The sequence below is a fragment of the Mumia sp. zg.B53 genome, assembly GCF_019550935.1.
Lineage (GTDB): Bacteria > Actinomycetota > Actinomycetes > Propionibacteriales > Nocardioidaceae > Mumia.
Genome location: NZ_JAHWCK010000004.1, coordinates 269,710 through 289,350 on the forward strand (window position 1 = coordinate 269,710; position 19,641 = coordinate 289,350).

A 19,641-nucleotide genomic window follows, 5' to 3' on the forward strand; every position below is an offset into this window, starting at 1 on the left:
GTCCAGGTCAGCGCTCGGGCGAGGGCCGGAAGACGTGGCCCGCCTCGCGGTAGGTGCCGTCCGGGTCGGCGTCGAGGCTGTCGAGCAGGTCGATCGTCGCTGCCGCGGCGCGCTCTCGCAGGAGGTCGCGGTCGCACCAGTGGACCGCGGCGATCTCGGTCGGCTGAAGCGTGAGCGGGGCGTCGGGGTCCCACGCCTCGACGTCGAACACGAACAGCACCGCGTCGTCCCAGGCGCTCCACGGCGGCAGCCAGTTGACGGTGCGCAGCCCGCGGATCCGTGCCTCGACACCGAGCTCCTCGCGGAGCTCCCGCACGACCGCGTCGGCGGGTGACTCACCGGGGTCGACGACCCCGCCGGGCAGGTCCCACTCGCGCTTGTAGGTCAGCTCGCACAGCAGCACCCGGCCGTCGGGGTCGCACACGAGCGCCTGCGCGATCGCGCGCTTCTTGGGCAGCGCCGCGTTGAGCATCGCGACGAAGCCCTCGCGGCTCTGCGGCTGGGGGTCGTCGGCGAGTCGCGACAACAGCTCCTGGTCGGGACCGTCGACGTGGCGGATCAGTCCGTCGCGTCGCATGCCCGCACGCGCCGCGGCCCGGCGGTCGGGCACGGCGTCCTCGTCGGTCAGTGTCTGGACCCGGGTGACGCCCAGCTCGTCGAACGCATGGGTGATCGCGAGGTTGACCGCCTGGGAGCGCAGGGGTTCCTCCGTGGGCCCGAGGTCCCACCGCAGGGACGCCGTACGCGCGTCGTCCAGACGCAGCGAGACGGTGCCGAGCGCACGGCCGTCGTCCAGGACCTCGAACGTCTCCGCGTCGACCGGCCGCAGCGTGAGGTCAGCCATCGGCGGGCTCCAGCCAGGTCACCGAGAGGGCAGGCAGACGGAGCTCGACCGAGTGCGGCTGGTCGTGCCACGCGACCTCGTCGGCCACGATCTCGGGACCGGGGGTGTCGCCCGTGCCGCCGTACGCCGCGTCGTCGGTGCAGAGCGCGACCCGCCATGCGCCCGCCAGGGGCAGCCCGACGCGGTAGGTCGGCCAGGTGCGGCCGGACAGATTTGCCACGCACACGAGCGTACGACCGCCGCCGCGCCGCACGAAGGCGTAGACGTTGCCGGCGGCGTCGTCGGCCTCCAGCCACCGGAACCCGTCCGGGTCGTGGTCCTTGGCCCACAGCGCCGGGTTCGCGCCGTAGACCGCGTTGAGATCGGTGACGAGCCGCTGCACGCCGGCGTGCCCGGGATCGTCGAGCAGCGACCAGTCGAGCGAGCGTTCGTCGGACCACTCGGAGAGCTGGGCGATCTCCCCGCCCATGAAGAGCAGCTGCTTGCCCGGGTGGGACCACTGGTAGGCCAGCAACGAGCGCAGGTTGGCGAGCTGCTGCTCCCGGTCGCCCGCCATCTTGCCCAGCAGCGAGCCCTTGCCGTGCACGACCTCGTCGTGCGAGAAGGGAAGCACGAAGTTCTCGGCGTCGTGGTACATCATCGCGAACGTCAGCCGGTTGTGCTCCCCGCTGCGGTGCACGGGATCGACGGCGAAGTAGTCGAGTGTGTCGTGCATCCACCCGAGATTCCACTTGAACCCGAAGCCGAGACCGCCGTGGGTCACGTCGCGCGTCACGCCGTCGTAGGCCGTCGACTCCTCCGCGATCATCGCGATCGCGCCGAAGCGGTCATAGCACGACGCGTTGAGCTCCTGGAAGAACGTCACCGCGTCGAGGTCGATGTTGCCGCCGTGCGCGTTCGGCACCCAGCCGCCCGGTCCGCGCGAGTAGTCGAGATAGAGCATCGACGCGACGGCGTCGACCCGCAGGCCGTCGACGTGGAACTCCTCGAACCACCAGAAGGCGTTGGCGAGAAGGAACTCCCGCACCTCCTTCTTGCCCAGGTCGAAGACGTACGTCCCCCAGTCGGGGTGCTCGCCGCGGAGCGGGTCCGCGTGCTCGTAGAGGGGGGTGCCGTCGAAGCGCGCGAGCGCCCACTCGTCGCGCGGGAAGTGGGCCGGGACCCAGTCGAGGATCACGCCGATGCCCGCGGCGTGGAAGGCGTCGACGAGCGCCCGGAAGTCGTCGGGGTCGCCCCATCGCGAGGTCGGCGCGTAGTAGCCGGTCACCTGGTAGCCCCACGAACCGCCGTACGGGTGCTCCATCACCGGCATCAGCTCGACGTGGGAGAAGCCGCGTTCTGCGACGTAGGGGACGAGGGTCTCGGCCAGCTCGCGATAGCCGAGACCGGTGCGCCACGAGCCGAGGTGCACCTCGTAGACGCTCATCGGCTCCGCCCACGGTCGCCGATCGCGCCGCTGCTCCATCCAGTCGTCGTCGGCCCAGGTGTAGCCCGACGCGAACACGCGTGAGGCGTTGGCCGGCGGGACCTCCGTCCAGAGGGCGAGAGGATCGGCCTTCTGACGCCAGACGTCGTCGGCGCCGTGCACGGCGTACTTGTAGAGCGCGCCGGCACCGAGCCCTTCGACGCGACCCCGCCACACGCCGTCGTCGCCGCGGACCAGCGGGTGGCCGCCGCCGTCCCATCCGTTGAAGTCGCCCAGGACCTGGACGTCACGGGCGTTCGGTGCCCAGACGGCGAAGTCGACGCCGCCGCGGCGCAGGTGTGAGCCGAGGTCGTGCCACAGGTCTCGAGTCATGGTCGGAGGCCCCTCACGTCCGGTCGTCGGCGAGCAGCTGGTCCAGCGCCTGCTCGGGAACCGCGCGCCAGTCAGGTCGGTGGTCGAGCTCGTAGACGAGCTCGTAGACGGCTTTGTCGATCTCGTACGCCCGCAGCAGCGCCGCCTCGACTCGCGTCGGCCCCGTGCGGTCGGCACTCTCGTCCGGCTGCCCGTGGTAGCCGTCGAGGAACGCCTGCCGGTTGCGCCGGACCCACGCGCGGGCCTGGTCCACCTCGTCCTCGCCGCGCGTGCCGGTCTGGAGGAGGTAGGAGAAGGCCGCGTAGTCGAACGACCGGACCATCCCGGCGACGTCACGCAGCCGGGAGTCGAGGGTCACCCGCTCCTCGAGCGGCGCGACCGGCTCGCCCTCGAAGTCGATCAGCTTCCACCCCGCCGTCGTGCGCAGCGTCTGGCCGAGGTGGAGGTCACCGTGGACCCGCTGGGCGACGACCGGTCCGTCGAGAGAGCGCAGGACGCCGTAGCGCTGCCTCGCGCCCTCGGTGTAGCCCTCCACCTCGGGGCAGCGCTCGGCGAGCCGGTCGAGACGGGCGTCGAGGCGGTCGGCCAGCGCCTGCAGGTCGGCGGCCGCCCACTCGGTGGTCGGCAGGCGGTCGGCCATCAGGGCGTGCACGAACCGGACGGTCGCACCCAGACGGGCGGACTCGGCGGCGAAGTCGCCGCCGGCCTCCTCGGGCGCCAGGCCGGGCTCGGCGAGGAGGTCGCGCACGCTGGCTCGGGCGCCCTCCCACCCGTTGGTGGCCGTACGGAGGAACTTCTGCAGCATCGCCAGGTCGTACGAGGTCTCACCCTCGGCCGGTGTCGCCGAGATCCATCCCCACATGGGCGCGATCGCGTCCTCACCCGGACCAGCGAGCGCGTCGTGGATCTCGACGTCCGGGTTGCGGCCGGGGACGACCTTGCGGAAGACCTTCAGCATCGCGCGCTCGTCGACGACGACGGAGGTGTTGGACTGCTCGACCGAGAGCAGGACGGACTCCGACTCCGAGCCGATCGACGAGGTGCCGTCGTCGTCGGACGGGATCCGGGACACGTACGTCGCCGCGGACCCGGTGTCCTCGGCGAAGAACCCCTGCATGATCACCCGCCGCGCCTCCGGGTCGTGCAGCGCGTCGTAGACGAAGAGGTCGTCGACGGTCTCGCCGAGCCCGGGGGAGTAGGTGCCGATGAAGCCGTACGCATTGGCCTCGACCGGCTCGGCGCGGTAGGCGAGCGGCACGTTGTAGGTGTGCGTGCCGCCGGGGCCGCGCACGGTCACGAGCTCGAAGCGGACGCCGAGGCCGGTCGCCGGCCGGCTCAGCCAGCCCAGCGGCGCGACGCGCTCCAGCTCCCAGCCCTCGCCCTCCCCGGAGAACCAGCGGCGTCGGACGAGGTAGTCGAGCAGGTCCTTGCGCTCGGCCGTCCTCCGATCGGCCGTCCCTCGGTCACCCGTCGTACGGTCGGTGCTCATCAGACCCCCTCGGTCTCGGCCGGTCGGCCCAGGCGGAACCAGTAGAACCCGTGCCCCGCCAGCGTCAGCAGGTAGGACAGCTCGCCGATGGCCGGGAACTCCACGCCTCCGAACGTCTCGATCGGGCGGACCCCGGCGTAGGCGTGGAGGTCGAGCTCGACCGGCTGCGGGAACCGCGACAGGTTGTTGACGCAGAGCATGACGTCGCCCTCGTGCTCGCGCAGGAACGACAGCACCGACGGGTTGGAGCCGCCGATGTCACGGAACGTGCCGACGCCGAACGCCGGGTGCTGCTTGCGGATGTGGATCATGCGTCGTGTCCAGTGCAGCAGCGAGGAGGTGTTCTCGCGCTCTGCCTCGACGTTGACCGACTGGTACCCGAAGACGGGGTCCATGATCACCGGGAGCGTCAGCTTGCCGGGGTTGGCGACGGAGAAGCCGGCGTTGCGGTCGGGCGTCCACTGCATCGGCGTCCGGACGCCGTCGCGGTCGCCGAGCCAGATGTTGTCGCCCATGCCGATCTCGTCGCCGTAGTAGAGCACGGGAGAGCCGGGCAGGCTCAGCAGCAGCGCCGTGAACAGCTCCATGCGGTTGGTGTCGTTGTCCAGCAGCGGGGCGAGCCGGCGGCGGATGCCGATGTTGGCCTTCATCCGCGGGTCGGTGGCGTACTCGCTCCACATGTAGTCGCGGTCCTCGTCGGTCACCATCTCGAGGGTGAGCTCGTCGTGGTTGCGCAGGAAGATGCCCCACTGGCACCCCTCGGGGATGTCGGGCGTCTGCTCCATGATCTCGCTGATCGGGTAGCGCGACTCCCGGCGCACGCCCATGAAGAGGCGCGGCATCACGGGGAAGTGGAAGCACATGTGGCACTCGTCGCCGCCGACGGCCGGGTCGCCGAAGTAGTCGACCACGTCGGAGGGCCACTGGTTGGCCTCGGCGAGCAGGACGCGGCCCGGATAGTGCTCGTCGACGTAGCGACGGACCGTGCGGAGGAAGGCGTGGGTCGGCTCGAGGTTCTCGCCGCTGGTCCCCTCCTGCTCGTACAGGTAGGGCACGGCGTCGAGCCGGAACCCGTCCACACCGAGGTCGAGCCAGAAGCGGAGGACGTCGAGCATCGCCTCGTGCACCGCCGGGTTCTCGAAGTTGAGGTCCGGCTGATGGCTGTAGAAGCGGTGCCAGAAGTAGCGACCCCGGACGGGGTCGTACGTCCAGTTCGAGCTCTCGGTGTCGACGAAGATGATGCGGGCGTCGGAGTAGGCCTCGTCGTCCTCGCGCCACACGTAGAAGTCGCCGTACGGCCCGTCGGGATCGGTGCGCGACTCCTGGAACCACGGGTGGGCGTCGGACGTGTGGTTCATGACGACGTCGATGATGATGCGGATGCCGCGCTCGTGGGCGGCGTCGAGGAGCGTCTTGAAGTCCTCGACGGTCCCGAGCTCGGGCGACACGCTGGTGTAGTCGGCGACGTCGTAGCCGCCGTCACGCAGCGGGGAGGGGAAGAACGGCGGGAGCCACAGGCAGTCGACGCCGAGCCACTGGAGGTAGTCGAGCTTGCTGGTGATGCCGGCGAGATCGCCGATCCCGTCACCGGTCGAGTCGTGGAACGACCGGACCAGAACCTCGTAGAACACGGCACGCTTGAACCACAGCGGATCGTCGTCGCGCCGGTCGGTAGGGGAGCCCGGCACGGGCACGGGGGCGTCCATGCGCGCCATCCTCGCACGGCCTCCCACAGCCCCGAAGGTCGCGGCACTAGGCTGTTCCCATGCTTCTGGCCGTGGTCGCCGCAGCCCTCACGGGAGTCGCCATCGGGGCGCTCATCGTGTGGTTGAGCGCACGCCAGGGCGCGCCCGAGCCGATCACCGGACGGCAGCTCACGCCGATCGCGCCCGAGCTCAAGAAGGCCGCGCTCGAGACGCGCGGCAACCGCCCGGTCGACGAGGTGACGCGCTCGGAGATCACCCGTCTGCTCGAGTCGGGCCGCAAGATGGAGGCGACCCGGCTCCTCCACGCCAGCGCCGACATGTCGCTGCTTCAGGCCAAGGCCCGCATCGAGGAGTGGTCCGACGCGGTCGAGCGTCGCCTGCTCGGCCAGGCATATGCCGACGCCGTCAACCTCGACCACGCCGAGATCGACGAGACGCTCGCGGGCGACCTGCGCGAGCTGCTCAGCCGGCGGTGGGGACGATGGCGCGCGCTCAAGGTGCTCCGGCGCCGGACGACGATGCGGCTCATCGACGCCATGCACTACCTCGACGCACTCCTCCGGACCCCCAGCGCCGCTCGGCTTCCCGTCGACGTCCCGGAGGCGGTCCCGTCGACGACCGAGCCGACCATCGTGGTGCAGCCGGCCCCGGTCGTGCAGCCGGCCCCGGTCGTACGGCCCGCCCCGGTCGAGCGTCCGCCCGGCGGCTGAGCGGGAGCCGAGCGGGAGCGACGACTCGGGGAGGTCCCTACCGCAGCACGGTCAGCACGTGCGCGACCTCGGCGTCACCGCCCAGCCGGACGTAGTTCTCCTCGGTCCAGTCGAACACCTCGCCGCTGAGCTCGTCGCGGACCGCGAAGCGCTCACCCCAGCCGATGCCGAGCGCCGGCAGGTCGAGGCGGACGATCGTCTCGTGGGCGGCGCCGGGGTCGAGGTTCGCGACGACGATCACGGCGTCGTCGCGGGTGTCGCCGAGGTGGCGGCGCGAGAAGCAGAGGATGTGCTCGGAGTCGTTCGGGTGCACGGCGAGCCGGTGCAACTGCCGTAGTGCCGGGTGCCGGCGCCGTACATCGTTGAGCCTCGCCACGAACGGCGCCAGCGAGTCGGCGACGCCGTAGTCGCGGTGCTTGATCTCGTACTTCTCCGAGTCGAGGTATTCCTCCGAGCCTGGACGCAGCGCGGTGTGCTCGAGCAGCTCGTAGCCCGAGTACATCCCCCACGTCGGCGCACCTGTGGCCGCCAGCACGGCCCGCAGCCGGAACATCGCCGGATCGCCGGTCTGGAGGTGGACCGGGAGGATGTCGGGGGTGTTCACCCAGAACGCCGGGCGCATCACGTCGGCCTTGCGGCCCGTGACCTCCTCGAGGTAGGCGGTGAGCTCCTCCTTGGTCTCGCGCCAGGTGAAGTAGGTGTAGGACTGGTGGAACCCGATGGTCCCGAGGGCCCGCATCATCGCCGGACGGGTGAACGCCTCGGCGAGGAACACGACGTCGGGGTCGGTGCGGCGGATCTCCGCGAGCAGCCGCTCCCAGAACGGGACCGGCTTGGTGTGCGGGTTGTCGACCCGGAAGATCCGGATCCCGTGGGACATCCAGTGCCGCACCACTCGCAGCACCTCCGCATGCAGTCCCTCGGGGTCGTTGTCGAAGTTGAGCGGATAGATGTCCTGGTACTTCTTCGGCGGGTTCTCGGCGTAGGCGATGGTGCCGTCGGCGCGGGTCGTGAACCACTCCGGGTGCGCGGCCACCCACGGGTGGTCAGGAGCGCACTGGAGCGCGAGGTCGAGTGCCACCTCCATGCCGCGGTCACGCGTCGCGGCCACGAAGGCGTCGAGGTCCTCGAGGGTGCCGAGCTCGGGGTGGATCGCGTCGTGGCCGCCCTCCGCGGCACCGATCGCCCACGGCGACCCGGGATCGCCCGGCTCGGCGTGGAGCGAGTTGTTGCGCCCCTTGCGGTTGACCCGCCCGATCGGGTGGATCGGCGGCAGGTAGACGACGTCGAACCCCATCGCCGCCACCCGGTCGAGCTGGTCGATCGCCGGCCGCAGACCCCCGAACGATCGGGGGAACAGCTCGTACCAGGCGCCCGCGAGGGCCCGCTCGCGGTCGGCGAAGACGGGGTACGGTCCGGTGCTGCCGACGAGGTCCCGCAACGGGAACCGGCTCATGATGCCGAGGATCTCCGGCGTCCTCGCCGCGTCGACCCGCTCGGCGGCGTCGAGGCTCGGGTCACGGAGGACCTTCGCCGCCTTGCGAAGCGCCGCTCGTTCCGCCGTCCGGTCGCGGGGGAGCGTCGTCGCCGCGCGCTCCAGCACGACCGCTCCTTCGATGGGCATCAGCTCTCTGTCCACGTCCGCGGCGACCTTTACCGGGGCGTCGTGCAGCCACGTGCCGAACGGGTCGGACCAGGTCTCGATCCGGAACGTCCACGGTCCGACCTCGTCCAGGGTCACCCACAGCTCGTGGTGGTCGTTGTCGAGGTGCGGCAGTGGGAGCAGGGGCCGGTCGCGTCCGTCCGGGCCGGCGAGCACCACCCCCGCGCCGAGGGCGTCGTGGCCCTCACGGAAGATCCGGGCACGGATCGGGAACGGTTCCCCCACGGCGGCCTTCGCGGCGTAGGCGCCATTCTCGACGACAGGGCACACGTCCATCACGGGGATGCGCAACATGGGCCCGACGCTATCCGACGCGACGCGGCCCCTCAGGAGGCGATCAGCAGCACCATGCTGTGCGCGGCGACCGGCACCGCGGCACCAGGACCGTAGGACGTGGCGTGGTCGAGATCGGCGGTGTCGAGCGCCACGGCGTACGTCTGCTCCCACGCGCCGTCGGGGAGCGCCCACTCCTGCGGCTCGTCTCCGGCGTTGAGCAGCACGACCGCGCACGCCGCGTCGGCGCCGCCGTCGAGCGCCATCCCGATCGTGCGGAGGCCTTCGTCGTGCCAGTCGTCGGGGGCCCACGGCCGCCCGTCGGGGTGGAGCCAGCGAAGGTCCTCGCGGCCGGTCTCGTCCGACACCTCGCCGGTGAAGAAGCGGGTGGTCCGGAGCGCCGGGTGCTCGGCCCGCAGCGTCGTCAGCCGCGAGACCACCTCGCGGACGTGCTCCCAGCCGACCTCCGGCACCGGCGGCAGCCAGGTGGTGGGGGAGTCGTGGCAGTACGCGTTGTTGTTGCCGCCCTGGGTCTGACCGAGCTCGTCGCCCGCGCGCAGCATCGGCACGCCGGCTGCGACCAGCGTGGTCGCCACGAGGTTCGCCGACTGGCGTCGCCGTAGCGTCAGGACGTCGACGTCGTCGGTCTCGCCCTCGACGCCGCAGTTCCACGAGCGGTTGTCGGAGTGCCCGTCGCGGTTGTCCTCGCCGTTGGCCTCGTTGTGCTTGTCGTCGTACGAGACGAGGTCGCGCAGCGAGAACCCGTCGTGCGCCGTGACGAAGCTCACCGACGCCTGCGGTGGCCGTCCGCTCGGTGCGAAGACCTCAGACGACCCGGCGAGGCGGGTCGCGATCCCGGCGACGCCGCCGCCGTGCCCGCGCCAGAAGTCGCGCACGTCGTCGCGGAAGCCGTCGTTCCACTCGCTCCAGCCCTGGGGATACCCCCCGACCAGGTAGCCGTCCATGCTCGCGTCCCACGGCTCGGCCACCAGCTTGACGTCGCGCAGCACCGGGTCGCGGCCGATCGCGGCGATCAGCGACTCGGCGAGGGTGACTCGACCGGCCTCGTCGCGGGCGAGGGCCGAGGCGAGGTCGAAGCGGAACCCGTCGACGTGCATCTCGCGGACCCAGTAGCGCAGCGACTCGAGGATGAGCTCCGACCCGGGCCCGGAGTCGGACCGCACCGTGTTGCCGCAGCCGGTCACGTCGAAGTAGTGGCCGTCGGAGTGCCGGTAGTAGCCGTCGTCGTCGAGGGCGCGGAGATGGATCGTCGGCCCGCCGTCGCCGCCCTCGCCGGTGTGGTTGTAGACGACGTCGAGGATCACCTCGAGGTTGCGGGCGTGCAGCGCCCGCACCATCTCCTTGAACTCGCGCACCGGATCGTCGGACGCGGCGTACGGGGCGTGGGGCGCGAGGAACGAGACGCTGTTGTAGCCCCAGTAGTTGACGAGCCCGCGGTCGGCAACGGTCGGCTCGGTGACGAAGTGGTGGATCGGCAGCAGCTCGACCGCGGTGACACCGAGCGCGACGAGACGGTCCAGGGTCGCGGGGTGCGCGAGACCCGCGTAGGTGCCGCGCAGCTCCTCCGGCACGTCGGGGTCCTGCTTGGTGAGGCCCCGCACGTGCGCCTCGTAGATGACCGTGCGGTCCCAGGGCGTGCGCGGTGCGCTGTCGCCCGACCAGTCGAACGCCGTCTCGGCCACGTACGCCCGCAACCGGGAGGCATTGCCGTCCAGCCCGCCGCGGACGTGCATGGCGTACGGGTCGAGGACCCGGGTGCCGTCGACCTCGAAGGCGTACTCCTGCCCGGGACCGGTGCCACGCACCTCGAGGTGCCACACCGACCCGGTCCGGGACTCCAGCTCGTACGTCCCCACCCCCGGGAGGTGGAGCCGCACGCTGCGGGCCTGCGGTGCGTGCACCGCGAAGTTGGTGCCGCCGACGACGGGCCGGGCGCCGAGGGGGTGGCAGCTCCCCGCCACGCTCGGGTGACGCTCGTACGCCCAGGTCTCGGCCATGAGCCCCATCATGCGGTACGACCACCACGCGCTCGGCCCCGCATCCGTAGCGTTCGCTACCCTCGGAGCCACGGCGGACGTCGACAGCAGCACTGTCACGACGCTCCGCCGGACCCGGCATCCCACAAGAGAGGCAGCGCGCATGGGCGAGCTCGTCAGGCTCGAGGTTTCGGACGGCGTCGGCACGATCCGGCTCGACCGGCCGAAGATGAACGCGATCAGCGCGCAGCTCCAGACCGAGCTCGCGGAGTGCGCCGTCGAGGCCTCCGCGCGCGACGACGTCGCCGCGGTCGTCGTCTACGGCGGAGAGCGCGTCTTCGCCGCGGGTGCGGACATCAAGGAGATGGCCGACCTCACCTATCCGCAGATGAACGTGCGCGCCCAGCAGCTCCAGGCGGCGCTCAACGCCGTGGCGGCGATCCCCAAGCCGACGGTGTCCGCGATCACCGGCTACGCCCTCGGCGGCGGTTGCGAGCTGGCGATGTGCACCGACGTCCGCTTCGCCGCCGACAACGCCAAGCTCGGCCAGCCCGAGATCCTCCTCGGCATCGTCCCCGGCGCCGGAGGCACCCAGCGCCTGCCGCGACTCGTCGGCCCCGCGAAGGCGAAGGACCTCATGTTCACCGGCCGTCAGGTCGACGCTGCGGAGGCGCTCGCGATCGGGCTCGTCGACCGCGTGCTTCCCGCCGCGTCTGTCTACGAGGAGGCCGTCGCGTGGGCCCGCCAGTTCGTCGGCGGCGCGTCCCTCGCGCTGCGGGCGGTCAAGGAGGCCGTCGACCGTGGTCTCGAGGTCGACCTGGTGACCGGGCTCGAGATCGAGCGCCACGCGTTCGCCGCCCTGTTCGCGACCGAGGACCAGAAGACCGGCATGCGGTCGTTCATCGAGAACGGGCCTGGCAAGGCCACCTTCGAAGGAAAGTAAGCAGCAAGCATGAGCACGATCGCCACCCCCAACCCCCATGCCAGCGCCGACGAGGTGGAGGCCGCCTGGTCCGACACCAAGCTCGCCCAGGTGCTCTACCACGACTGGGAGGCGCAGACCTACGACGAGAAGTGGTCGATCTCGTTCGACGAGCGCTGCATCTCCTACGCCCGGGAGCGCTTCGTCGCCGTCGCCGGCGAGGGAGACTGGCCGTACGGACGCAGTCTCGAGATCGGTGCGGGCACCGGCTTCTTCACCCTCAACCTGATGCTCGCCGGCGTGGTCGACAAGGGCACGGTCACCGACATCTCCCCGGGGATGGTCCAGGTCGCCCAGCGCAACGCCGAGGGCCTCGGCCTCTCGCTGGACGGGCAGGCCGCCGACGCCGAGGAGCTGCCGTACCCCGACGAGTCCTTCGACCTCGTCATCGGCCACGCCGTCATCCACCACATCCCCGACGTCGAGAAGGCGTTCCGAGAGATGCTGCGCGTGCTCCGTCCGGGCGGACGGATCGTGATCTGCGGCGAGCCGACCACGCGTGGCGACTTCGTGGCCCGCCGCCTGTCGCGCCTGACCTGGTGGGCGGCGACCCGCGCGACCCGGCTGGGTCCGCTGCGCGACTGGGCGCGTCCGGCCGAGGAGCTCGACGAGTCCTCGCGTGCGGCCGCGCTGGAGGCCGTGGTCGACCTGCACACGTTCGAGCCCGCCGACCTGGAGCGTCTGGTGCTGCGCGCGGGCGGGGTCGACGTCCGTACGCAGACCGAGGAGCTGACCGCGTCCTGGTTCGGGTGGCCGGTACGCACCTTCGAGGCCGCGGTCCCCGAGGACAAGCTCGGCCCGCGCTGGCGGATGTTCGCCTACCGCTCGTGGGTGCGGCTGTCCGCGCTCGACAAGGCGCTCGCGCCGGTCGTCCCCAAGGGCCTCTACTACAACGTCTCGGTGGCAGCGACCAAGCCGTGACCCGCCTTCGATGACGCCCGTCGGCTGATGCCCGCTCCGCAGCCCGCACGCTTCCTCACCCTGGACTCGCTCCGCTGGGTGAGGCGCCACCGCGCGTGGACGTGGTATCACATCGTCCGCTACTGGCGGCTCTGGAGGTTCAAGCGGCGCTATCCCCACGTGGTGACGGAGGGGATGGTGTTCCTCGGCAAGGACGTCGTCGTCGAGGACCACCCCCCGTACGGCCGGGTGGTCCTCGGTGCGTTCGTGCACCTCGGCGACCGGACGGCGCTGCGCGCGCACAACGGGACGCTCCGGCTGGGCGACAAGGTCGTGATGGGGTCGGACAACACCGTCAACGCCCACCTCGACATCGAGATCGGTGCGTCGACGATCATCTCCGACTGGACCTACATCTGCGACTTCGACCACGTGACGCTCGACCTGGCCGTGCCGATCAAGGACCAGGGTCTGGTCGTGTCGCCCGTCCGTATCGGCCCCGACTCCTGGATCGGGGTCAAGGCGACGGTCCTCCGCGGGACGCGTACCGGCCGTGGCGTCGTGCTCGCGGCCCACACGGTCGCACGCGGCGAGTACCCCGACTTCGCGATCGTCGCCGGGCTCCCGGGCCGCGTGGTCAAGAGCCGCCGCGACGACCTGGCTGAGTGGGCCGAGATCCAGCGCTACACCGCCGAGGTCGCCGACGAGCAGGCCGAGGCTCGCGACCAGCGCGACGGACCGGCCGTCTGACCGGGACGTCGACGCGAGGGGGATGGCGTTCTGCGGAGAGCGGAACGCCGGTCACGACAGCGCCGCGGCGCCCTAGCATCGGGGCATGGGCGATCTGATCCGCTTCCCGGCGCCGCACCAGTCGGCAGCAGCCGAGCCCGCCACCCGGCCGCAGCCGCCGAGTCCGCTGCGTCGTCCGAGTGTCCCTGCCGAGCCCGAGCCGCTCTGGCGGGAGGTCCTGGGCGAGCGGATGCGGCAGCGTCGTGCGGCGCTCGGCCTCCGTCTCGTCGACGTCGCCGGCCTCGCCGGCATCTCCGTGCAATACCTGTCCGAGGTCGAGCGTGGCCGCAAGGAGCCGTCGAGCGAGATCATCGCCGCGGTCGCCGGTGCGCTGGAGACCTCGCTGCGCGAGCTCACCGGCGTCGTCCACCACGACCTCGCGTCGCGTGTGATCAGCTCGTCGACGAGCCGCGGCCCGAAGGCGATGGCCGCGGTCGCCTGATCACGAGGCGTACGCCGCGGGCGGGAGCACCGCCTGCTCCATGACCGCGTCGACGAGGCCGTACTCCCGCGCCGCTGTCGCCGAGAACACCCGGTCACGGTCGGTGTCGTGCCTCAGGGTCTCCACGCTCTGTCCGGTGTGCGCGGACAGGATCGCCTCCATCTCGTTGCGCACCCGGACCACCTCGTCGGCCTGGAGGATGAGGTCCGGGATCGTCCCCTGGCCGCGCGCTGCAGGCTGGTGGAGCACGAAGCGTGCGTGCGGGAGGCTCGCGCGACGCCCCGGCGCACCACCGGCGACCAGGGCGGCGCCGGCCGCGATCGCCTGCCCGACGCAGACGGTCGCGATCGGGGAACGGATGTGCTGCATCGTGTCGTAGACGGCCAGCATCGCGGTCTCGTCGCCACCCTCGCAGTTGACGTAGAGGCTGATCTCCGCGTCGGGGTTGTCGGCCTCGAGGTGCAGCAGCTGCGCGATGAGGGCGTTGGCGACACCGGCGTCGATCGCGGTCCCGAGATAGACGATGCGCTCGGTCAGCAGGTGGGAGTAGACGTCCATGATCCGCTCGCCGCGCGGGTGCTGGGCGATCACGTTGGGGATCGTGTACTGGCTCATCGCGTCACCCCGATCCCGACCGTGCGCCGACGAGCGGGCATGACCTGGTCGAAGCGATCGACGACGTGGTCCACGAAGCCGTACGCCAGCGCCTCGGGTGCGGTGTACCAGCGGTCGTGGAGGGAGTCCTCGAAGATCTGCTCGAACGGCTGACCGGTGTCCTCGGCGATGAGGGCGAGGACGGTGTCACGGGTGTGGCGGAGATCGTCGGCCTGGACCTCGATCTCCACCGCGCTGCCACCGATCCCCGCTGATCCCTGGTGCATCAGGACCCGAGCGTGGGCGAGCGCGTGCCGCTTGCCCGGCGTCCCGGCAGAGAGCAGGAACTGCCCGGCGCTGCAGGCGAGGCCGAGGGCGAGCGTCGAGACGTCGCACGGCACGAGCCGCATGACGTCTCGCAGTGCGAGCATCGCCGGCACGGACCCGCCGGGGGAGTGGATCCACAGGGCGATGTCGGGGACGGCGTCGTCGGCGGCCAGCGTGAGGATCTGGGTCGTGAGCAGCGTCCCGTTGTCGTCGTCGAGGACGCCGTCGAGCACGAGGATGCGCTGGCCGAGCAGCTGTTGTCGCGTCGCGGCGTCGAAGAGGGGTGTTCTGGTGTCGGTCATGGACCTACGGTGCGCCGCGAGGGTCCTGCCGATCCAGTGCTTCGTCCGAGAGCGGATCTGCCCTCGGCAGCACGACCGGGACCGTGCCGGAGCGTCAGTCGCGGACCGCGGTGACCACGAGGTCGAGCGAGGCCGCGAGGTCCGCGTCGTCGCCCTCGCGCAGCACGAAGTCGTCGGTGCGCACCGAGCGGACGACCTCGGCGACCGCTGTCGGCCACTCCTCGTACGGCGTGGCGATCTGGGCATCGACCAGGGACCCGTGGTCCTGCTCCCACGCGGCGACGCGGGGCCCGTGGTGGAGGCCGACGAGCGAGGTGACGGTCGCGTGCCGGGCCACGAGGTCGCGCAGCTCGCCGGGCTCGAGCTCCTTCGGGTGGTAGATGTTGCCCGGCGGGAACGTCAGCGTGTTGGGGGTGCTGACGACGAGCACACCACCCGGACGCAGCACGCGCACGCACTCGGCGACGAACCCGTCCTGGTCCCAGAGGTGCTCGATGGTCTGCAGACTGACGACGACGTCGAACGAGGCGTCGGCGTAGGGGAGGGCGACGAGGTTGCCGCGCACCACCGGCACGTCGGGGTAGGCCGTGCGGACGTGACCGGCCGCGTACTCGTCGTAGTCGAGCGCGAACAGCGAGCCCGCCGCGCGGCTCAGGAGGTCGGCTCCGTACCCCTCGCCGCAGCCGGCCTCGAGCACGCGGGCGCTGCGGACGCGATCACGCAGGGACTCGTACACGACCTCGTGGCGACGGAACCAGTAGTTCTCGTGCCAGATCCCCGGCACGGTGCGCTCACCGGTGATCACCATCTGAGGTCTCGTGTCGTCGTCCTCGCTGCTCACGTCCGCAGCGTACGGGTCAGGTCCCCGCTCAGTAGGCGGGAGGGGCGACCGTCACGGCGCGATCAGCGGTGCTCGAGACGAGGCTCGCGATCACCACCACGATCAGCACACCGACCACCGCGCTGGCGACCTGCTCGCTGGTCTCGACGTTGATGGTGAACGGCAGTACGCCGGCGATCACACCCACCAGCACCATGATCCACCCGAAGAACAGCCGGGGCCGCGGCGTCGCCAGGACGAGGAGGTGCATCAAGGCCGTGGCGAGCAGGGCACCGCCCGCCGCGACCAGGGCAAAGGGGATCGTGGACACGACGTCCCACCGCCCCCCGCCCGACGGCACGAGCACCGCGATGTCGAACACCCCTCGGAAGACGAGGAGACCCACCACGGCGGCCAGGCCGGCCACCACCGCGGTGGCGACCCCGCCGGCCCAGAGCCTGCCCGTGTTCACCGTCAGGCCGCTCGGTGTCTCGGAGTCGGCGTCCGCAGCGGGCTGGGGCACTCGGCGGGGATCGTTCTGTGGTGGCTGCTGGTAGGACATCATTCCTCCTGGTACGGGGTCTCCGTCACGCTACCGGTGATCCGCCCCGCGCCGCCGATCTCGTGCCCCTGATCTCGCGTCGCCGCCACCGGCGTCCGCGACCTCGCGCCCGGGGCCCGCGACCTCGCGCCCGGCGAGGAACGGCGACAGCCATCGCGTCTCGGGATCACGGTCGACCAGGAGCTTCTTGACCAGCAGGGTGGCCGGGATCGCGAGGATCGCCCCCCACGCGCCGAGGACGAGCGTCCAGAAGATCAGCGAGAGCATGCTCAGGGTCGCCGACAGGCCCACCGAGTCGCCCACGATCTTGGGCTGGATGACCGACTGCACGACGCCGTTGATCACGCAGTATCCGACCACCACCCAGAACGCGGTCTCCCAGCCCGAGTCGAGCAGCGCCAGCATCGCCGGCGGCACGAGGCCCAGCACGAAGCCGATGTTGGGGATGTAGCCGGTGATGAGCGACAGCACGCCCCACAGGATCGGCTCGGGCACCCCCAGGGCGTAGAGCAGGATCACGTTGCCGATGGCGACGATCAGCCCGAACACGGTCGCGACGACGAAGTAGCGCCGTGTCCCGGTGGCGAAGTCGGCCAGCGCCTCGAGGGTCGCCCGGTGGCGCTCGGGGACCTGGGTGGAGAGACGCGGGAAGATGCCGCCGTCGAGGGCCATGAACAGCAGGAGGATCAGGATGAGCAGCACGTTGCCGGTCACCGAGGTGGCGCTGGAGACCGCGTCCGCGACGTACGGCGCGACGCTCTTGATGTCGACGCTGGAGAAGATCTGGTTGAGCTCTCCCTGACCGATGCCGAAGCTGTCGAGCGCCTTCTTGATGTCGGCCACCCAGCGGTCGAACTCGTCCTCGTACGAGCCGACGAGCTGCACGAAGCGCGCCCCGGACAGGACGAGGGTCACGGCGAGGACGACGAGGATCGCGTAGACGGTGACGACGCAGGTCACGGTCCCGACCCAGCGAGGAAGTCCCCAGCGGGTGAGGACTCCGCGCAGCGGGTGGACGGTGACGGTGAGGCACACCGCGAGGAAGGTGGGGCCTGCGATCCCCTGGATCCTCATGACTCCGGCGACGACGACCACGAAGGCCGCCGTCCCGACCAGGATGGTCAGCGTCCTTGGCAGTGCCCTAGGCTCGGACATGTGGCTCAGTGTCGCAGCGTGCCGCGCTGACGACCTCTCGAAGTCCCCCCGGCTACGGGCCACCGCTGCGGGAAGCCGGAGGGTCGCAGGGTCCGTGGTGTGACCCACGCCACCCGTGACGAAGTCGTCATAAAGGTTACCTGTCGGTAACCTGGGGGTGCCGTGGTCGTAGCGCGACCCGGCACGCAGTCGCCCGCGGCTGCAACGACGCGCGTCCCGTGCGAGCGCCGTGTCCAAGAAGTCGACTCCACAGGAGGGGCCGAGCAGGCCATGAACATCGTCGTCTGTGTGAAGTACGTACCGGACGCTACGGCGGACCGGTCCTTTGACTCGTCGGACAGCACCGTCGACCGTGAGGGCGTCGACGGCCTCCTCTCGGAGCTCGACGAGTACGCCGTGGAGCAGGCGCTCCTGGCTGCGGAGGAGAGCGACGGCGAGGTGACCGTCCTGACGGTCGGCCCGGCCGACGCCGCCGACGCCGTCCGCAAGGCACTCCAGATGGGCGCCGACAAGGGCGTCCACGTCGAGGACGACGACATCGCCGGCTCGGACGCCGCGGCGACGTCGCTCATCATCGCCAAGGCCCTGGGCACTCTCGAGTACGACCTCGTGTTCTTCGGCATGAGCTCGACCGACGGCACCATGGGCGTCGTCCCCACCATGGTCGCCGAGCGACTTGGTCTCCCGGCCGTCACCTACGGCTCCGAGATCAGCGTCGACGGCTCGACGGTGACCGTCCGCCGCGACGGCGACGTCGCGACCGAGACCATCACCGCGACCGCTCCGGCGGTCGTGTCGGTGACCGACCAGTCCGGTGAGCCTCGCTACCCGTCGTTCAAGGGCATCATGGCGGCCAAGAAGAAGCCGGTCGAGGAGCTCACCCTCTCCGACCTCGGCATCGATCCGTCCGAGGTCGGCCTCGACGCCGCCTGGACCAAGGTCCTCTCGTTCGCGCCGCGCCCGCCCCGCAGCGCAGGCGAGATCGTCACCGACGAGGGAGACGGCGGCGTCAAGCTGGCCGAGTTCCTCGCGTCGAAGAAGTTCGTCTGAGGAGCAGCGACAGATGAGTGAGATTTTCGTTCTGGTCGACCACGTCGACGGCACCGTCCGCAAGACCACCGGTGAGCTCCTGACGCTGGCGCGTCGTCTCGGCACCCCGTCGGCCGTGTTCATCGGGTCCGGCGCCGACGCCGCGCAGGCCTACCTCGCCCAGTACGGCGCAGAGAAGGTCTACGTCCTCGACGCCCCCGAGCTCACCGAGTACCTCGTGGCCCCCAAGGCCGAGGCCCTCGCCGAGCTCGTCTCGAGCAAGCAGCCGGCCGCCGTCCTCGTCTCGAGCTCGGCGGAGGGCAAGGAGATCGCGGGCCGCCTCTCGATCAAGACGCAGTCCGGTCTGATCACCGACGCGGTCGACGTACGCGCGGCCGGTGACGGCGTGGAGACGACGCAGTCGGTCTTCGCCGGCAACTTCACCGTCGAGGCGACCGTCACCACGGGCACCCCGATCGTCGCGGTCAAGCCGAACTCCGTCACCCCGGAGCAGTCGTCCGCAGCCGCCACCCTCGAGCCGGTGTCCGTCACCGTGTCCGACGTGGCCAAGGGCGCTCGGATCACCGACTCCAAGCCTCGCGAGGCCACCGGTCGTCCCGAGCTGACCGAGGCGGCCATCGTCGTCTCCGGCGGCCGTGGCACCGGCGGCGACTTCTCGCAGGTCGAGGCGTTCGCCGACTCGCTGGGTGCCGCAGTCGGCGCCTCGCGCGCGGCGGTCGACTCGGGTTGGTACCCGCACAGCTTCCAGGTCGGTCAGACGGGCAAGACCGTCTCGCCGCAGCTGTACGTCGCCAACGGCATCTCCGGAGCGATCCAGCACCGCGCCGGCATGCAGACCTCCAAGACGATCGTCGCCGTCAACAAGGACGAGGAGGCGCCCATCTTCGAGCTGGTCGACTTCGGCGTCGTCGGCGACCTCAAGGAGGTCCTCCCGCAGGCGACCGACGAGGTCAACAAGCGCAAGGGCTGACCCAGCACCAGGTCCGTACGACCCCAGGCCGCCACGTCCCCCGAACCGGGAGGCGTGGCGGTCTTGCTGTGCTCGAAACCTCGCTCTGGCGTCCCGCAGGGCCCGCGAAGGCACATTAGGGCCCCTCTGCGCACCTCAATTTCGGGGATCTGATAATACTGTGGTCACGATCAAGGAGCCTGGCGGTTGTAACACTTCGATAAGTGTCTGGCTCCCGACCTGTTCTGGTCGAAGATCCCGAGCAACGATGGGTCCGCGGAAAGTTTTC

General features: G+C 70.8%; 18 protein-coding genes. 7 read left to right on the top strand and 11 right to left on the bottom strand.

Translation table 11 applies throughout. The features are described 5' to 3' along the window. Positions 1-7: 7 nt before the first annotated feature. The 4 genes from KV102_RS15610 to treS are packed head-to-tail and all read right to left on the bottom strand — an operon-like array spanning position 8 to position 5,846. The gene (locus KV102_RS15610; RefSeq protein ID WP_220346824.1) at positions 8-844 is read right to left on the bottom strand and encodes an NUDIX hydrolase; all 837 of its coding nucleotides are present in this window, start codon (positions 842-844) and stop codon (positions 8-10) included. Continuing rightward, positions 837-2,642, bottom strand: coding sequence for a 1,4-alpha-glucan branching protein GlgB (glgB, locus tag KV102_RS15615; RefSeq protein ID WP_220346825.1), 1,806 nt, complete (start codon positions 2,640-2,642; stop codon positions 837-839). The genes KV102_RS15610 and glgB overlap by 8 nt, the downstream gene beginning before the upstream one ends. 13 nt (positions 2,643-2,655) lie before the next feature. Then, positions 2,656-4,131 (bottom strand): aminoglycoside phosphotransferase, encoded by a 1,476-nt coding sequence (locus tag KV102_RS15620; protein WP_220346826.1) that lies wholly within the window; start codon positions 4,129-4,131, stop codon positions 2,656-2,658. After that, positions 4,131-5,846 carry a maltose alpha-D-glucosyltransferase gene (gene treS, locus KV102_RS15625; RefSeq protein ID WP_220341139.1) on the bottom strand — a complete coding sequence of 572 codons (1,716 nt, stop codon included), beginning with the start codon at positions 5,844-5,846 and terminating at the stop codon, positions 4,131-4,133. Before treS ends, KV102_RS15620 begins: the two co-directional genes overlap by 1 nt. A 50-nt stretch (positions 5,847-5,896) precedes the next feature. Here treS and KV102_RS15630 point away from each other — a divergent pair, with 50 nt between their 5' ends. Beyond that, positions 5,897-6,547 carry a hypothetical protein gene (locus tag KV102_RS15630; RefSeq protein ID WP_220341140.1) on the top strand — a complete coding sequence of 217 codons (651 nt, stop codon included), beginning with the start codon at positions 5,897-5,899 and terminating at the stop codon, positions 6,545-6,547. A gap of 37 nt (positions 6,548-6,584) precedes the next feature. On the opposite strand, the gene KV102_RS15635 is transcribed toward KV102_RS15630, so the two are convergent. Then, positions 6,585-8,504 (bottom strand): alpha-1,4-glucan--maltose-1-phosphate maltosyltransferase, encoded by a 1,920-nt coding sequence (locus KV102_RS15635; RefSeq protein ID WP_220341141.1) that lies wholly within the window; start codon positions 8,502-8,504, stop codon positions 6,585-6,587. 32 nt (positions 8,505-8,536) lie between these two features. Beyond that, positions 8,537-10,501: a glycogen debranching protein GlgX gene (gene glgX, locus KV102_RS15640; RefSeq protein WP_220346827.1), complete on the bottom strand. Its 1,965-nt coding sequence runs from the start codon at positions 10,499-10,501 to the stop codon at positions 8,537-8,539. A gap of 142 nt (positions 10,502-10,643) precedes the next feature. Here glgX and KV102_RS15645 point away from each other — a divergent pair, with 142 nt between their 5' ends. The 4 genes from KV102_RS15645 (at position 10,644) to KV102_RS15660 (ending at position 13,593) form a co-directional block, all read left to right on the top strand. After that, a complete protein-coding gene (locus KV102_RS15645) occupies positions 10,644-11,423 on the top strand; it encodes an enoyl-CoA hydratase/isomerase family protein (protein ID WP_220346828.1) in 780 nt (259 codons plus the stop codon). A 9-nt stretch (positions 11,424-11,432) separates the two neighbouring features. Further along, entirely contained in the window at positions 11,433-12,383 is a 951-nt protein-coding gene (locus KV102_RS15650; RefSeq protein WP_220341144.1) for a class I SAM-dependent methyltransferase, read from the top strand. Positions 12,384-12,410: 27 nt separating this feature from the next. Beyond that, positions 12,411-13,112, top strand: a complete 702-nt coding sequence (locus KV102_RS15655) for an acyltransferase (protein ID WP_220346829.1) — start codon at positions 12,411-12,413, stop codon at positions 13,110-13,112. A gap of 85 nt (positions 13,113-13,197) precedes the next feature. Continuing rightward, positions 13,198-13,593, top strand: coding sequence for a helix-turn-helix domain-containing protein (locus KV102_RS15660; protein WP_220346830.1), 396 nt, complete (start codon positions 13,198-13,200; stop codon positions 13,591-13,593). Here the strand turns inward: KV102_RS15660 and KV102_RS15665 are convergent, their stop codons facing one another. From KV102_RS15665 to KV102_RS15685, 5 genes are all read right to left on the bottom strand, one after another. Then, positions 13,594-14,208 (bottom strand): ClpP family protease, encoded by a 615-nt coding sequence (locus tag KV102_RS15665; protein ID WP_220341147.1) that lies wholly within the window; start codon positions 14,206-14,208, stop codon positions 13,594-13,596. It lies immediately after the preceding gene. Next, entirely contained in the window at positions 14,205-14,816 is a 612-nt protein-coding gene (locus KV102_RS15670) for a ClpP family protease (protein WP_220346831.1), read from the bottom strand. The genes KV102_RS15665 and KV102_RS15670 overlap by 4 nt, the downstream gene beginning before the upstream one ends. A 94-nt stretch (positions 14,817-14,910) precedes the next feature. Then, positions 14,911-15,657, bottom strand: a complete 747-nt coding sequence (locus tag KV102_RS15675) for a class I SAM-dependent methyltransferase (protein ID WP_308290350.1) — start codon at positions 15,655-15,657, stop codon at positions 14,911-14,913. A gap of 28 nt (positions 15,658-15,685) precedes the next feature. After that, positions 15,686-16,198, bottom strand: coding sequence for a DUF6069 family protein (locus tag KV102_RS15680; protein ID WP_220341149.1), 513 nt, complete (start codon positions 16,196-16,198; stop codon positions 15,686-15,688). Positions 16,199-16,228: 30 nt separating this feature from the next. Next, complete coding sequence (locus tag KV102_RS15685; protein ID WP_220346832.1) at positions 16,229-17,353, bottom strand: AI-2E family transporter; 1,125 nt, start codon at positions 17,351-17,353, stop codon at positions 16,229-16,231. 270 nt (positions 17,354-17,623) lie between these two features. On the opposite strand from KV102_RS15685, the gene KV102_RS15690 reads away from it, so the two are divergent. Then, positions 17,624-18,403 carry an electron transfer flavoprotein subunit beta/FixA family protein gene (locus KV102_RS15690; RefSeq protein WP_220341151.1) on the top strand — a complete coding sequence of 260 codons (780 nt, stop codon included), beginning with the start codon at positions 17,624-17,626 and terminating at the stop codon, positions 18,401-18,403. Positions 18,404-18,416: 13 nt separating this feature from the next. Continuing rightward, on the top strand, positions 18,417-19,373 hold the full coding sequence (locus tag KV102_RS15695; RefSeq protein WP_220341152.1) for an electron transfer flavoprotein subunit alpha/FixB family protein: 957 nt from the start codon (positions 18,417-18,419) through the stop codon (positions 19,371-19,373). Positions 19,374-19,641: the final 268 nt, after the last annotated feature.